Genomic DNA, 13,990 nt, shown 5'->3' on the forward strand with positions numbered 1-13,990 from the left:
CAGTGAGGTGCACGCACGATGGACCGCTCTGCTCACTTCCGCTCCCGCCGCCCGGCCCTCGTCGTGGCCGCGGTGGCCGCGACAGCCCTCGTCCTCGCCGGCTGCTCCAGCGGCTCCGGGGGGAAGAAGGCCGAGGAGGACGGCGCGAACCCCGCCGCGGGCAAGGCGAACACCCCCCGGATGACCGTCGCCCTGGTCACCCACCAGTCGGCCGGCGACACCTTCTGGGACATCGTCCGCAAGGGCGCCGAGGCGGCCGCCGCCAAGGACAACATCAAACTGGTCTACTCCCACGACCCCGACGCCGGCCAGCAGGCCGGGCTCGTCCAGAACGCCGTCGACCAGAAAGTCGACGGCATCGCCGTCACCCTGGCGAAGCCGGACGCCATGAAGGACGCCATCGGCAGGGCCAAGGCGGCCGGCATACCCGTGGTGGGCCTGAACTCGGGCCTCAGCGACTGGAAGAGGCTCGGCCTGCTGCAGTTCTTCGGGCAGGACGAGACGGTCGCCGGCGAGGCGTTCGGCAAGAAGCTGAACGAGGTCGGGGCCAAGAAGGCCGTGTGCGTGATCCAGGAGCAGGGCAACGTCGGCCTCACCCAGCGCTGCGACGGCGTGAAGAAGACGTTCACCGGCACCACCGAGACGCTGTACGTGAACGGCGCCGACATGCCGTCCGTGAAGTCGACGATCACGGCCAAGCTGAAGCAGGACAAGGCCATCGACTACGTGGTCACGCTCGGCGCCCCCTTCGCGCTGACCGCCGTGCAGTCGGTGGACGACGCGGGCAGCAAGGCGCGGATCGCCACCTTCGACCTGAACAAATCCCTGACCGGCGCCGTCAAGAAGGGCACCGTCCAGTTCGCCGTCGACCAGCAGCCTTATCTCCAGGGCTACTTGGCGATCGACTCCCTGTGGCTCTACAAGAACAACGGCAACTACAGCGGCGGCGGTGAGCAGCCGGTGCTGACCGGACCGGCGTTCGTCGACAAGTCCAACGTCGACAGGATCGCCGAGTTCGCCGCGAAGGGCACCCGCTGATGAGCGTGACCCGGCCCGCCGGCCCGGCGCCGGGCGCACCCCCGGCGCCGGGCCCCGGGGCCGCCGACGGCCGCACCGCACGGCGTCCGCTGCCGCTGCGGCTGCTGGCCCGGCCGGAGGTGGGCGTCTTCCTGGGCGCCCTGGCCGTACTGGTCTTCTTCCTGGCCGCGGCGCCCTCGCTCCGCCAGGGCGGTTCGTTGGCCACGGTCCTCTACCAGTCCTCGACGATCGGCATCATGGCCCTGCCGGTGGCCCTGCTGATGATCGGCGGCGAGTTCGACCTGTCCTCCGGCGTCGCGGTGATCACCTCCGCGCTCACCGCGAGCATGCTCAGCTACCAGCTCACGGTGAACGTGTGGACCGGCGTCGTCCTGGCCCTCGCCCTGTCGCTGGGCGTCGGGGCCTTCAACGGCTGGATGGTGATCAGGACGGGGCTGCCGAGCTTCCTGGTCACCCTCGGCACCTTCCTGATCCTGCAGGGCGTCAACCTCGCCGTCACCAAACTGGTCACCGGCAACGTGGCCACCGACGACATCAGCGACATGGACGGCTTCGCACAGGCCAGGCGGATCTTCGCCTCCTCCGTCGGTATCGGCGGCGTCCAGGTGAAGATCACCGTCTTCTACTGGCTCGCCTTCGCGGCCCTCGCCACCTGGGTGCTGCTGCGCACCAAGTACGGCAACTGGGTCTTCGCCGTCGGCGGCAGCCAGGAGAGCGCCCGGGCCGTCGGCGTCCCGGTCACCTTCACCAAGATCACCCTGTTCATGCTGGTCGGTCTCGGCGCCTGGTTCACGGGCATGCACGACCTGTTCTCCTTCAACACCGTGCAGTCCGGCGAGGGCGTCGGCCAGGAGCTGATCTACATTTCGGCCGCGGTCATCGGCGGCTGTCTGCTCACCGGCGGCCACGGCTCGGCCGTCGGCCCCGTCTTCGGCGCCTTCATGTTCGGCATGGTGAACCAGGGCATCGTCTTCGCCGGCTGGAACCCCGACTGGTTCAAGGCCTTCCTCGGCGTGATGCTGCTCGGCGCCGTCCTGATCAATCTGTGGGTCCGGCGCACGGCCACCCGGAGGTGACCTTCGATGACCACGAACGGAACCGGAACCGACGGCACGTCCCAGCGGGACGCCGCGCCCGCCGCGGACGGCCCGGTCGTCGAGCTGCGCGGCGCGGGCAAGTCCTACGGCAACGTCCGCGCCCTGCACGGCGTCGACCTCGAGATCCACCAGGGCCGGGTGACCTGCGTCCTCGGGGACAACGGCGCCGGGAAGTCCACCCTCATCAAGATCATCTCCGGTCTGCACCGGCACACCGAGGGCGAGTTCCTGGTGGACGGCAGGCCGGTGCGCTTCGGCACCCCGCGCGAGGCTCTCGACCGCGGCATCGCCGCCGTCTACCAGGACCTCGCCACCGTCCCCCTCATGCCGGTGTGGCGGAACTTCTTCCTCGGCTCCGAGCGGACCAGGGGGCCCTGGCCCGTCCGGCGCCTGGACATCGCCGGCATGAAGGCGACCTGCGACCGGGAACTGCGCAACATGGGCATCGTCCTGGACGACCTGGAGCAGCCCATCGGCACCCTCTCCGGCGGCCAGCGGCAGTGTGTGGCCATCGCCCGTGCCGTCCACTTCGGCGCCCGTGTGCTGATCCTGGACGAGCCGACGGCGGCCCTCGGCGTCAAGCAGTCGGGCGTGGTCCTGAAGTACATCGCCGCCGCCCGCGACCGCGGCCTCGGCGTCGTCTTCATCACCCACAACCCGCACCACGCCTACATGGTCGGCGACCACTTCAGCGTGCTGCGCCTCGGCACCCTCGAACTCAGCGCCGAACGCGCCGGGATCACCCTCGAGGAGCTGACCAACCACATGGCGGGCGGTGCCGAACTCGCCGCGCTCAAGCACGAACTGGCCCAGGTGCGCGGGGTGGACGTCGACGGGCTGCCGGAGGCCGAGGACCTCACCGCACCGGCGGCCGGCGTGCCGGAGGAGACCGGCTGACGGCGCCGCGCACGCAACCGGACGACCGGGGGCGTGCGTCCATAGGGGTGTACGGGTCGGTACGAGCCTACGGGGAGGCCGAGTTGACGAACGAGGCGCACCAGCCGGACACGCCTGACGGGACGAACGAGCCGAACGCGGGCCGCGAGCGCCGGACCGGCGACGGGAAGCCGGCGCCGGACGGCGCCGCGACCGCGCGCCGTGCCCGGTTCGGCACGCTGCCGCAGCGGGTCCGGCCCGAGGACACGGTGGAGACGCGGCCCGCCGTGCCCAGGGACCCGGCACGCGACGCCTACGACCCCGACGAATGGCTGGTCAGGTACTGCCTCTGAGCCGCGGGCGGCTCAGTGACCGGCCCGAGCGGACACGGCGCGGTCAGCCCGCCCGCACCTCCTCGACCGTCACGGGCCGGTGCTCGCGGAGGGACAGGGTGCACGCCTCGGCGATCCAGCCCGCCTCCAGCGCGTCCTCGACCGTGCAGGGGGAGGGGCGGGCGCCCGCCACCACCTCGGTGAAGGCGGCGAGTTCGGCGCGGTAGGCGGCGGCGAAGCGGTCCATGAAGAAGTCGTGCGGGACCCCGGACGGGAAGACCGCCCCGGGCTCGGCCGACCGCAGCGGCAGCTTGTCCTCCAGGCCGACCGCGAGGGAGTCCTCGAAGCCGAGCAGCTCCATGCGGACGTCGTAACCACGTCCGTTGTGGCGGGAGTTGGAGACCATCGCGAGAGTGCCGTCGTCCAGGGTGAGGACCGCGCTGGTGGTGTCCGCGTCGCCCGCCTCCCTGATGTGCCCGGCGCCCCGGTTGCCGCCGGCCGCGTACACCTCGGTGACCTCGCGGCCGGTCACCCAGCGGACGACGTCGAAGTCGTGGACGGCGCAGTCGCGGAAGATGCCGCCGGAGGCGGCGATGTACGCGGCGGGCGGCGGCGCGGGGTCCAGCGTCGTGCAGCGGACCGAGTGCAGCTTGCCCAGCTCGCCCCCGCGCACCGCGGCCCGGGCGGCCGAGAAACCCGCGTCGAACCGGCGGTTGAAGCCGATCTGCACCGGCACCCCGCCGCCCCGGACGGCGTCGAGCACCTCCAGACCCTCCGCCATGGTGCGGGCGACCGGCTTCTCGCAGAACACCGGGACGCCGGCCTCGACCCCGGCCCGGATCAGCGCCGGATGGGCGTCCGTCGCCGCCGCGACGACCAGACCGTCCACGCCCGCCGCGAGCAGCGACTGCGGTGAGTCCGCGATCCGGGCGCCGAACCGCTCGGCGGCGGCTCTCGCCGCGTCGGCGAACGGGTCGGCGACGACGAGCGATTCGACGGCGTCCAGCCCCGCGAGGGTCTCGGCGTGGAAGGCGCCGATGCGGCCGAGGCCGAGGATTCCGATGCGCATGTGAGGGCAGCTCCTTGGGTGCGGTGGGGCGAGGGGCGCGCCGGTCGAGGCCGCCCCGGTGCGGTCCGGGCTCAGCCGACCACCGGCCCGGGCGGCAGGTCGACCCACGTCCGGCTCCCGGCCGACAGCGCCATGGCGTCCAGCACCGCGGCCGCGCGCACCGCGTCCGCGAGGGTGGCGCCGTACGGCCGGCCCTCGGCGACGGAGCGCAGGAAGCGGTACGCCTCGATGACCTTCAGATCGTCGTAGCCCATCGCGTTGGCCGCGCCCGGCTGGAACGCGGCGAACTCACCGGCGTCCGGCCCGACGTACACCGTGCTCACCGGCTGGTCCTGGTACGTCGTGCCGCGGCTCACCGCCAGCTCGTTCATCCTGCGGAAGTCCCAGAAGACCGCGCCCCGCGTGCCGTGCACCTCGAAGCCGTAGCCGTTCTGCTCGCCGACCGAGACCCGGCAGGCCTCCAGCACCCCGCGGGCGCCGGAGGCGAACCGCAGCAGACAGCCGACGTAGTCCTCGTTCTCGACCGGCCCCGGCTCGCCGCCGTGGGCCCGCTCGTGGCCGGCGGTGGCGCCCGTCGGACGGGCCCGTTCGGGCACGAAGACGGCCGTGTCGGCGCTGAGGGAGGTGATGTCGCCGACCAGGAAGCGGGCCAGGTCCGCGCCGTGCGAGGCCAGGTCGCCGAGCACTCCGCTGCCGCCGCGCGCACGCTCGTAGCGCCAGGTGAGGGCGCCGTCCGGGTGGGCGGCGTAGTCGCTGAACAGACGGATGCGGGCATGGGTGACCGCGCCGATCCCGCCGTCGGCGATCAGGTCGCGGGCGGCCTCCACGGCGGGCGCGTTGCGGTAGTTGAAGCCGACCGCGCCCTGGACGCCGGCCCCGGCGACCGCGTCGGCGACGGCACGGGCGTCCGCGCCGGTCAGGCCCACCGGCTTCTCGATCCACAGGTGCTTGCCGGCCTCGGCCATCGCCACCCCGATCTCCCGGTGCAGGAAGTTCGGCACGGTGACGCTCACCGCCCGCACCCGCGGGTCGGCGGCCACCTCGCGCCAGTCACGGGTGGCGCGGGCGAACCCGTAGCGCCCGGCGGCCTCCTCGGCCAGGCCCGGCGCCTCCTCGGCGACCGTCAGCAGCTCGGGGCGCAGCGGCAGCCGCGGATAGTGGTGCCCGACACGGGCGTACGCCCGGGTGTGCACCCGGCCCATCCAGCCGAAACCGACGACGGCGACACCGAGCGCATCCACCATGCCAGCACCTCTGCTCATGCCCGGACCGGTTCAACCCCTGCCTCGGCCACCTTTGTGCGGACATGGCGGGCGTGTCAATGCGGGCGCGGCCGCCCGGCCCCCGCTCACAGATCGATGGCGTAGGCCTTGCGCAGCGTCTCGTGCACGGTCCACGTCGTACGGTCGCCCGCGCGCAGTACGGCCATGTCGCCGGGCCCCACCCGGAGCGTGGGACCGTCCTCGACCTCGATCGTCGCGGACCCGCTGACCACCACGAACAGCTCGTCCGCCTCGGTGTCGGTGACCACGCCGGGCGTGATCTGCCAGACCCCGCGGATCCGCCGGCCGTCCGCCGACTCCCACACCACCTTGCCCGTCACCTCCGGGTTCCCGGAGACGATCTGCTCCGGGTCGAGCGGCTCGGGTTCGAGTTCGGCGTCGGGGACGTGGAGAGCGAGGCTGTGCGTCATGCGGCGACCCTAACCAGCGGCGCCGCCGCCCGGCCGTGGACAGTGTGTGCGGCATCCGGCCCGGCGGGAGGACACTTCGTCGCGCGCCCCGGCCGGCACCACCCCGGCGGCCCCCGGGCCGGACCCGGGCGGTGAGGGCACCCGCCCCGGTGCGGTAGGGTTGACCTGCGTGATCACGCGGCAGGGCCGCGTGGGACAACGGGACGTGGCGCAGCTTGGTAGCGCACTTGACTGGGGGTCAAGGGGTCGCAGGTTCAAATCCTGTCGTCCCGACTTGTGAGCACGCAGGTCAGGGGCCGTGTCGGAGTGATCCGACACGGCCCCTTCCGCATGTCCGCGAAGACCCGCCGCCCAGACTGACCCTAACGCCGGTACTTCCGCGCGTGTCCGTCCCGGACGGTCCGGTCGTACGCGGCGCCCGGGTTGGCGTCGACGGGCAGGTGGCGCGGGCTGCGGGAGGTATCGGGGTGGGTCGGTTGATCGTGGCTGCAGAGGGCATTACCGCGTTCCTTCCCAGCACGCCGCCCCACGTCCCGGCCGCACGGCGGACGACCGTCGGCGAGCGGCCCGGCTTCTCCCGCGAACCGACGGGCCGCGTCATGCGCGGTGCCTCGTCGGATGTCGGGCGGGTTGCTCCGTACGGCCGGACCCGCTGATTCGAGTGGATCACCGTGGCCGGGGCGCGGCAACCGCGCCGGGCGGCGCACGGGACGTCAGTCCAGCGTGCTCGGGGTCGGGGAGGGGGTCTTGCCGGCGAGCACCTGCTGCAGCCGCTGGGCGCCCTGCTGGACCGCCGTCTCCGTGCTGCCGTGATCGACGCCGGACGGGCCGCCGTTGGTGACGAGGATCCCCGAGGACCCGACCCGCACGGCGGCCACGTCCAGCTTGAGCGTGACGGGCTCCGCGTTCGAGGTGCCCTGCACCGTCAGGGTGAGGCCCTGCCTGCCGTCCCCCGCGGCGGGCAGCGGACTGCTCACGACCTGCACGGTCCGCTTGCCGCCGTCCGTGCCGGTCACGGTGAACTGGTCGCAGGTGTCGGGGAGGCTCTTCATCCAGTCCAGGGACTTCTCCAGCGATCCCTTGCCGTAGTCGCCCACCTGGTACAGCAGCCGGGCGTCGCCCTGGGTGAAGCCGGTGAGCGCCGACGCCCCCACCGGCCGGCCCAGCAGGGTGTCCGAGTACAGGCTGTCCAGCAGCTTCTGGCAGTCCTGGGAGCTGGTCCTGCCGTTCAGGAACGAGGCGACGTCGACCTTGCCGGCCAGCAGCTTGTCGCGCCAGCTCGACGCGTTGTTCACCTGCGTCCACCCGTCCTCGAGGTCGGCCTCGGTGATCAGCGCGGCCTTCGCCCCGTTCGTGGTCAGCGCCCGCGACGCCGACGCGGACGGGGTGGTCGGCGAGGGGGAGGACGGGGACAGGGAGGACACGGACGGGGACGACGGGGACCGCTTCGCCGCCGGGGTGGCGGGCGCGGCCTCCGGGGTCCCGGTGTCGCCCGCGCAGGCGGAGGTGACCAGCAGGGTCCCCGTCGCCAGCGCCGAGGCGAGAACACGTGCGGGGCGGGACGGACGGTGCATCGCGGCGGCCTCCTCAGAGCGCGGTACGTCCCTCCACATCAGCACCGGCCCGGCCGGCCGACGAGCGCAGTGCGGCGTTCGAGTGACCCCGTGCCGGTCCGCCGTGTGGACGGTCCCTTGACGCCGTGGCGCACCCGGCCGACACTCCAGGGAAAGGAATCCCAGCGGACAGGTAGGGAATCATGGCGCGCCTCGAGACGGTGGCCGGCCAAGCGGGCCGCACGCCGCCTCGCGCGCTTCTGCTGACCTCCCGCCTGCACATCGACCTGCTGCGCGTCTGCAGCGCCATCGGCCCGCACCGCCGGGAGCCGGCGGCGCTGAGCTGACGGCCGCCGGCCGGCCTCCCGCCGCCCCCCCGCCGGTCGCTGCGCACCGACGGTCGTACACCGGCCGCCGTTCGCCGACGCCGGCGCGCCGGCCGCTGAACGCGAGCCGGTCCGCCCGCCCCCTCGCCGCACCCGTGCCGTATCCGCCGCGCCCGCCCACGCGCGCCCGCACCAGGGGAGACGCATGTCCATCGCTCCGCTCACCACCGTCCCGTCGCTCCGCCGTCCCGCCGCCGCCTTCCGGGGCCGGATCGGCCGGGACGCGCGCAGCGGCCACTACGCCGTGCCCCACCGCTACCGGCTCCATTTGTCGACCGCGTCCCCCGACGGGCTGCGCCTCGCCGTCGGCCACCGCCTGCTCGGGCTCGACGGCAGCTGTCCGGTGACCCTGCTGCCCGCGGCGCCCGACCAGCCCGACGGCGGCCACTCGGCACTGCGCCCGCTGTACGAGGCGAGCGCGCACCACTACACCGGGCCCGCCCTCGCGCCGGTGCTCAGCGACGACTGGTCCGGGCGCATCGTCAGCACACACGCCCCGGAGATCCTCCGCGACCTGGACCGTCTTCGGCCGAACGGCCGTGCCTCGCTGTACCCGTGCGGGGCCGAGAGCGAGATCGAGGCCGTGGAGCGGCTCTGCGCCGAGGGCATCCGGCGGGCGGCGCGCCGCGCCGGGCAGGCCGACGCCGATCCGGCCGAACGGGCCGCCGCGCTGCGTCGTCTGCTGGACACACTGGGCCGGCTGGAGCGGTACCTGGCGGGGGAGGAGTTCCTCGTCGCCGGACGGCTGACCGCCGCGGACGTCGAACTGTGGGCGTCGCTGGTCCAGTTGGCCACCGTGCACAGCCGCCGCCTCGACGCCTCCGCCGTGCGCCGCGTCGCCGGCCACCCGGTGCTGTGGGGTCACGCCCGGCGGCTGACCGCCCACCCGGCCTTCGCCGCGCACCTCGACCGGACCGCTTCCCCGGCCGTACGGCTGCGGTAGGAGCGGGACTTCCGGGCCGGTCGCGCCATGGGGCGGGCCCCGCCGGCGATGTGACGGCGAGGCCGGAGGACGTCTCCCTCCCCCGAAGGCGACGTCCCCCGACCGCTCCCCCCGTGCCCGACTGTGGCCTGGACCGCCAGCGTGCCGTACCCGGTGGCCGGGCGCCTGAGCCGGGGGGTACTCAAGTCGCCCTGTATCAGAACTGAGTAGGCCCGCTCCTGTTGGTGTGACGACTCACGAACAGGACGCGAAGACGCTGGAACTGCCCTGGCCGTTCACCGGACGGGAGGACGAACTGGACCTGGTCCGCCGGGCGCTGGCGGCCGGCCGGCCGGGCATCGTGGTGACCGGGCCGGCCGGGCGCGGCAAGACCCGGCTGGTCAGGGAGGCGGTACGGGGTCTCGACTGCGCCCGGGTGACCGGAACCCCCGATACCCGGGACCTGCGCTTCGCGGCCTTCGCGCACCTGCTGCCCGACACCGTCTCACTGCACCGCGCGGTGCGGCTCCTGTCCGGGGTGCGTCTCCTCGTGGTGGACGACGCCCATCTGCTGGACGAGGCCTCCGCCGCGCTCGTGCACCAGCTCGCCGTGCACGGCGGCACCCGGCTGGCGGTGACCGCCACCGACGGCGCGCCCGCGCCCGCCGCCGTCTCCCGGCTGTGGACGGGAGAGCTGCTGCCGCGCCTGCCGTTGCCGCCGCTGCCCCGCGAGGACACCGACCGGATCCTCGCGACGGCCGGGCTCGAGCCGCTCACCACGGGCCGGCTGCACCGGCTGTGCCAGGGCGATCTGAGGCTGCTGCGCGACCTGTTGGGGGCGCTGCACGACTCCGGCGTCCTCAGCGCCGTACCGGGCGGCGGCGGACGGGCGTGGCGGGGGCCGGTCCCGGTCACCGCGAGCGTCCGCGAGCGCCTGGCGGCCGTCCTCGACCGGCCCGACGCCGACGAGCGCGAGACACTGCACCGGCTCGCCTTCGCCGAGCCCCTGCCGCTCGCCCTGGACGGCCTCGACCTGGACGTGCTCGAACGCCTGGAGCAGGAAGGGCTGATAGACGTCGACGCGCACGGCTCGGTCTCCCTCGCGCATCCTCTGCACGGTCCGGTCCTGCGCGCCACCGCGGGCCCGCTGCGGGCCCGCCGGCTGGCCCGCACCCCGGACCGGTGCGGTCCGGCTCTCACGGCGGAACGCGGTGCTCTGGAGCGCCGGCTGGCGCGACACGACGTACGGGCCGTGCCGACGCCGGTCGGGGACTGGCTGCTGGCCGAGGGGCTGCCGGTACCGGGCGGGTACGCCGCCGTACGCGCCCGGTACGCCCGGCTGCGCGGAGAGCTGCGCGAGGCGGCCGCCTGGGCCCGCGAGGGCCTGCGCGCGGAACCGGAGGACGCCGGGTGCCGTGCCGAACTCGACTTAGCGGTGTGCCAGTTCGGCGACGGCAGGGGGACGGGGGTGTGGGCCGCGGCGGCACGGGGCGACCTCGGGAGCGCCCTGGACCGCATCGCCGGGGACGAGGTGCTGGCGCTCTACGACGCCGTGCGGCTGGGGGCGCCGGAGCGGGTGGCCGGGCGGCTGCCGGGCGACGGCGTGTTCGCCCGGCACGCCGACGCGCTCGCCCGCGGCGACGGCCCCGCCCTGGACCGGGCCGCCGGGGCGCTGGCGGAACGCGGCTTCCTGCTGTTCGCGGCCGAGGCGCACGCCCAGGCCGTACCGGCCCACCGCGACCCGCGCGCCGCCCGGCTCTCCCGCACCCGGGCACTCGCACTGGCCCGCCGCTGCCAGGGCGCCCGCACCCCGGCGCTCGGCGCACTCGTCCTCGGCGACCTCACCGCCCGGCAGCGGCAGATCGTCGCGCTCGCGGCCTCCGGCCTCAGCAACCGGCAGATCGCCGAGCGGCTGACCCTCTCCGTCCGGACCGTCGGCAACCACCTGTACGGCGCCTACGCCCGCCTCGGCGCCAGCGACCGCGGCGCGCTGCCGGGACTCGCCGACCTGCCGACGGCCGAGCCCGCCTGACCGCGTGGGCTCGCGGGGCGTGCGCACCGCGCCGCATCGCGGCCCTAGGCCGTGTCCGCAAAGTCGCGTCTGCGTCGCGACGCCCGGCACGCACTCTCGCCGCACCGGCCGAAAGCCCGAGTACACCCAGTACGAGGGCATCCGGCCGGCACTCCCCCAGCCTTCGGCCGGGGGGACCCCCAGAGCACGCACCGGACGCCGCGACGCCCGCCCTGCGGGCGAACGACGCGACTTTGCGGACACGACCTAGCGCCCCGCTCCGGTCGGTGAATCGTTCACGGCACCCTTTTCGAACTCCCAGCGCCCCGGGTCATGCCGCCCCGAAGGCCGCGAACGCCCACCCCGTCGCCTGGTGGACCGCGTCGCCCGGCAGGGCGGCGCGGGCGTCGCGGAGGGACTCGGCCAGGGACAGTCCCGCGTCGAGGCCCTTGTGCAGGGCGAGCATCAGCGGCACCACCGCAGCGTCGTTGACCGGCGCGCTGCTCGCCACCACCCCGGCCGTGCCCAGCGGCAGCAACGCGGTGACCAGCCCGAGCAGTTCGTCCGCGCCGACCGAGGCGAGCCGGGCGGTGTCGCAGCTGGAGAGGATGATCCGGTAGGGGCTGCGGGCCAGGCGCTCGAAGTCGTGGACGATCAGCGGGCCGTCGGCCATCCGCAGCGCGGAGAACAGCGGACTGTCCGCACGGAACGTACCGTGCGCGGCGATATGCGCGAGGGCCGCGCCGTCCAGATGCTCCAGCACCCGGGGCACCTCGGCCGACGACCCCTCGAGCACCGTCGCCGCGCCGTACCGGCCGGCCAGCTCGGGCACCTCAGCGCCGCCGGTGGCCAGGCCCGGGCCGCGGACCAGCACATGCCGGCCGCCGCGCGGCGGCGCTGTCTCCCGGGCCCGCAGCCAACTGCCCGCCGACGGCGACACGCTGAGCACCCGCTCCCGCAGCGCGGGCAGCAGCGCCCACGGCACCCGGTGCAGCGCGCCCGGCGGCACGATCACCACCGGGCCGGAGCCCAGGTGCGCCGCGGCACCGCCCAGCAGCAGTTCCTCCAGGCGCCGGCCCGCCGCCTCCACCAGCGGCAGCCGCGCCTCACCGCCCGGATGGGCGAGCCGGCGCAGCCCCGCCTGCACGTGCTCGGCCTCGGCGACCGCCTCCGCGAGCACCCCGCCCGCGAACCGCCGGACCCGGCCCCGCCCGCAGAGCAGGATGTGCACCCGGCCGTCCACCACGGCGAGTTCGACCAGCCGCGCGTCCCCGAGCCGGTCCAGCAGCCGGGCCGTGTCGAAGCGGCCGCCGGCGCCGGGCGCGTCGCCGCGCATGTGGTGGGTGCGGGAGCGGATCTCCCGTTCCAGCCGCCGCTGTTCGCGCTCCAGCGTGGGCACCGGGCGGCCCTCCATCCGCGCCTCCTCCGCGCGGGCCGCTATCTCCCGGTAGGCGGTGATGCCGCCGAGCAGCGCCGGATCGGCGGGCGGCCGGGCGGGCGGCGCGGCCAGCACGGTCGCCCGCCAGCGCTCGCTCCACTCCAGCAGCCGCCGCGGGCCGCCGTGCGCCAGGCTCACCTCCTGGGCCAGCGCGGCCAGTTCCGCCCCCTGCGCGGTGGCACGGGCGCGCAGCTCGGAGGCGCCGAGCGTCATCCGGTGGTCGTCGAGCACGGCCAGGCCCCGCCGGCACGCCTGCAGCACACCCCGTCCGGAACCGGCCGCCCGGGCGCGCAGCGCCTGCGCCACCCAGCCCGTCACCCTGGCCGGCGGCGGACCGGAGTACCGGCTGCGCGCGGCGGCCGCCAGATGCCGCTCCGCGTCGGCCGTCCGGCCCAGCGCCAGCGCGATCCGCCCGGCGAGCAGCGAGGCCTCCGGCGCCGCCGGCGACCCGAAGGCGGCCAGCCGCTCGGCGACCCGCGCCGCGTCCGCCACCAGCCGGCCCGACCCGGGCCCCGCCGCCGCCCGCGCCTCGGTGAGCACCAGCCGGGCGTGCGTCTCCCACCAGGTCCGCCGCTGCCTGGCGAACAGCCGTACCGCGTGGGCCGCACGGTCGGTCGCGACGTCCGCCTTCCCGGCCGAGCGGGCCGCGCGCGCGGCGGCCAGCAGCAGTTCCGCCTTGCGGGTGGACTGACCGCCGATCCGGTCCAGCAGCGCGATCGCGGTGTCCGCCTCGGCCAGCGACTCGGGGGCGAGCCCGGCGGCCATCAGCACCTCGCAGCGCCGCACGGACAGCATGAAGGTGGGCGTGCCGAGCTTGGCGTACCGCTCCTCGGCCTCGTCCAGCAGCCGCAGCGCGGCCGGGATGTCCCCGGAGCGGAACGCGGCGAGGCCCCGGCTCTCCACCGCGTCCGCCTTGTCGTGCTCCTGGCCGGTGGTGTCCCACAGCCGCTCCGCCGCCGTGAAGTCGGCGACCGCCCGGTCCACCGCCCCCAGCGCCAGATGCACCGTGGCCCGCAGGGTCAGCGCCCGCGCGGTCCAGATCCCGTCGCGGGCCTGCCGCAGGGCCGGAAGCGCCCGCCGTACGTCCTCCAGCGCCTCCCGGTGGTGCCCCAGCACCCACCACACGTAGGCCCGCCGGTACCGCACCCGCGCCCTGGTGTGTCCGCCGCCCCGCGCGACTCCCCGCTCGAACGCCGCGAGCCCTTGCCGGGTGCGCCCCGCGTGCACCAATGCGACCCCCAGGGTCGCGAGCACGTCCGCCTCCCGCTCCGCCGACTCGGCGCGCGCGGCCAGGTCCCGGGCCCGGCGCAGATGGCCGATGGCGACCCGGAGGTCGCCGAAGTCCCGCTGCCAGATGCCGAGCACCTGGTGCGCGACGCTGGCGTTCAGCGGCGGCGGGCCGGTCCGCAGCACGTGCTCCGCCCGCGCCCGTGCCTCGCCCGGATCGGCGAACACCATGGGCAGCAGTTCGAGGACCGAGTCGCTTCCCGCTGTCACCCCTCGCATGGTAGTGGCCTGCGCAAACCCGCCCCACGGGTTCGCCGTCGCCACTCGGGGCCGTACTCGCGCGCCGGC

Annotated in this window: 12 protein-coding genes and 1 tRNA gene; 8 read left to right on the forward strand and 5 right to left on the reverse strand. The window is 75.0% G+C overall.

Going from position 1 to position 13,990, the window contains the following annotated elements; all coding sequences use genetic code 11:
* Positions 1-18 precede the first annotated feature (18 nt).
* The 4 genes from ACFYU0_RS15840 (at position 19) to ACFYU0_RS15855 (ending at position 3,364) form a co-directional block, all read left to right on the forward strand.
* Positions 19-1,038 (forward strand): sugar ABC transporter substrate-binding protein, encoded by a 1,020-nt coding sequence (locus tag ACFYU0_RS15840; protein WP_389301334.1) that lies wholly within the window; start codon positions 19-21, stop codon positions 1,036-1,038.
* Positions 1,038-2,114, forward strand: coding sequence for an ABC transporter permease (locus ACFYU0_RS15845; RefSeq protein ID WP_389301337.1), 1,077 nt, complete (start codon positions 1,038-1,040; stop codon positions 2,112-2,114). The genes ACFYU0_RS15840 and ACFYU0_RS15845 overlap by 1 nt, the downstream gene beginning before the upstream one ends.
* Positions 2,115-2,120: 6 nt before the next feature.
* A complete protein-coding gene (locus tag ACFYU0_RS15850; protein ID WP_389301340.1) occupies positions 2,121-3,032 on the forward strand; it encodes an ATP-binding cassette domain-containing protein in 912 nt (303 codons plus the stop codon).
* A gap of 83 nt (positions 3,033-3,115) precedes the next feature.
* Positions 3,116-3,364 carry a hypothetical protein gene (locus ACFYU0_RS15855; protein ID WP_351668420.1) on the forward strand — a complete coding sequence of 83 codons (249 nt, stop codon included), beginning with the start codon at positions 3,116-3,118 and terminating at the stop codon, positions 3,362-3,364.
* A gap of 43 nt (positions 3,365-3,407) precedes the next feature.
* Here the strand turns inward: ACFYU0_RS15855 and ACFYU0_RS15860 are convergent, their stop codons facing one another.
* The 3 genes from ACFYU0_RS15860 to ACFYU0_RS15870 all read right to left on the reverse strand — a co-directional run bounded on the left by ACFYU0_RS15860 (position 3,408) and on the right by ACFYU0_RS15870 (position 6,105).
* Complete coding sequence (locus ACFYU0_RS15860) at positions 3,408-4,412, reverse strand: Gfo/Idh/MocA family oxidoreductase (protein WP_389301343.1); 1,005 nt, start codon at positions 4,410-4,412, stop codon at positions 3,408-3,410.
* Between the two features lie 71 nt (positions 4,413-4,483).
* Positions 4,484-5,656, reverse strand: coding sequence for a Gfo/Idh/MocA family protein (locus ACFYU0_RS15865; RefSeq protein WP_389301346.1), 1,173 nt, complete (start codon positions 5,654-5,656; stop codon positions 4,484-4,486).
* A gap of 104 nt (positions 5,657-5,760) precedes the next feature.
* The gene (locus ACFYU0_RS15870; protein ID WP_351668400.1) at positions 5,761-6,105 is read right to left on the reverse strand and encodes a cupin domain-containing protein; all 345 of its coding nucleotides are present in this window, start codon (positions 6,103-6,105) and stop codon (positions 5,761-5,763) included.
* A gap of 199 nt (positions 6,106-6,304) precedes the next feature.
* On the opposite strand from ACFYU0_RS15870, the gene ACFYU0_RS15875 reads away from it, so the two are divergent.
* Positions 6,305-6,378, forward strand: a tRNA-Pro gene (locus tag ACFYU0_RS15875).
* Between the two features lie 440 nt (positions 6,379-6,818).
* Here ACFYU0_RS15875 and ACFYU0_RS15880 read toward each other — a convergent pair.
* Positions 6,819-7,679, reverse strand: a complete 861-nt coding sequence (locus ACFYU0_RS15880) for a hypothetical protein (protein WP_389301350.1) — start codon at positions 7,677-7,679, stop codon at positions 6,819-6,821.
* Between the two features lie 182 nt (positions 7,680-7,861).
* On the opposite strand from ACFYU0_RS15880, the gene ACFYU0_RS15885 reads away from it, so the two are divergent.
* The 3 genes from ACFYU0_RS15885 (at position 7,862) to ACFYU0_RS15895 (ending at position 10,998) form a co-directional block, all read left to right on the forward strand.
* Positions 7,862-8,005 carry a hypothetical protein gene (locus ACFYU0_RS15885; protein ID WP_389301352.1) on the forward strand — a complete coding sequence of 48 codons (144 nt, stop codon included), beginning with the start codon at positions 7,862-7,864 and terminating at the stop codon, positions 8,003-8,005.
* Between the two features lie 184 nt (positions 8,006-8,189).
* Positions 8,190-8,987 carry a glutathione S-transferase C-terminal domain-containing protein gene (locus tag ACFYU0_RS15890; protein WP_389301354.1) on the forward strand — a complete coding sequence of 266 codons (798 nt, stop codon included), beginning with the start codon at positions 8,190-8,192 and terminating at the stop codon, positions 8,985-8,987.
* Positions 8,988-9,213: 226 nt separating this feature from the next.
* Entirely contained in the window at positions 9,214-10,998 is a 1,785-nt protein-coding gene (locus ACFYU0_RS15895) for a LuxR C-terminal-related transcriptional regulator (protein ID WP_389301357.1), read from the forward strand.
* A gap of 310 nt (positions 10,999-11,308) precedes the next feature.
* Here the strand turns inward: ACFYU0_RS15895 and ACFYU0_RS15900 are convergent, their stop codons facing one another.
* A complete protein-coding gene (locus ACFYU0_RS15900) occupies positions 11,309-13,921 on the reverse strand; it encodes a CHAT domain-containing protein (protein ID WP_389301358.1) in 2,613 nt (870 codons plus the stop codon).
* Between the last annotated feature and the right edge of the window lie 69 nt (positions 13,922-13,990).

Source organism: Streptomyces sp. NPDC003720 (assembly GCF_042875075.1).
GTDB lineage: Bacteria > Actinomycetota > Actinomycetes > Streptomycetales > Streptomycetaceae > Streptomyces.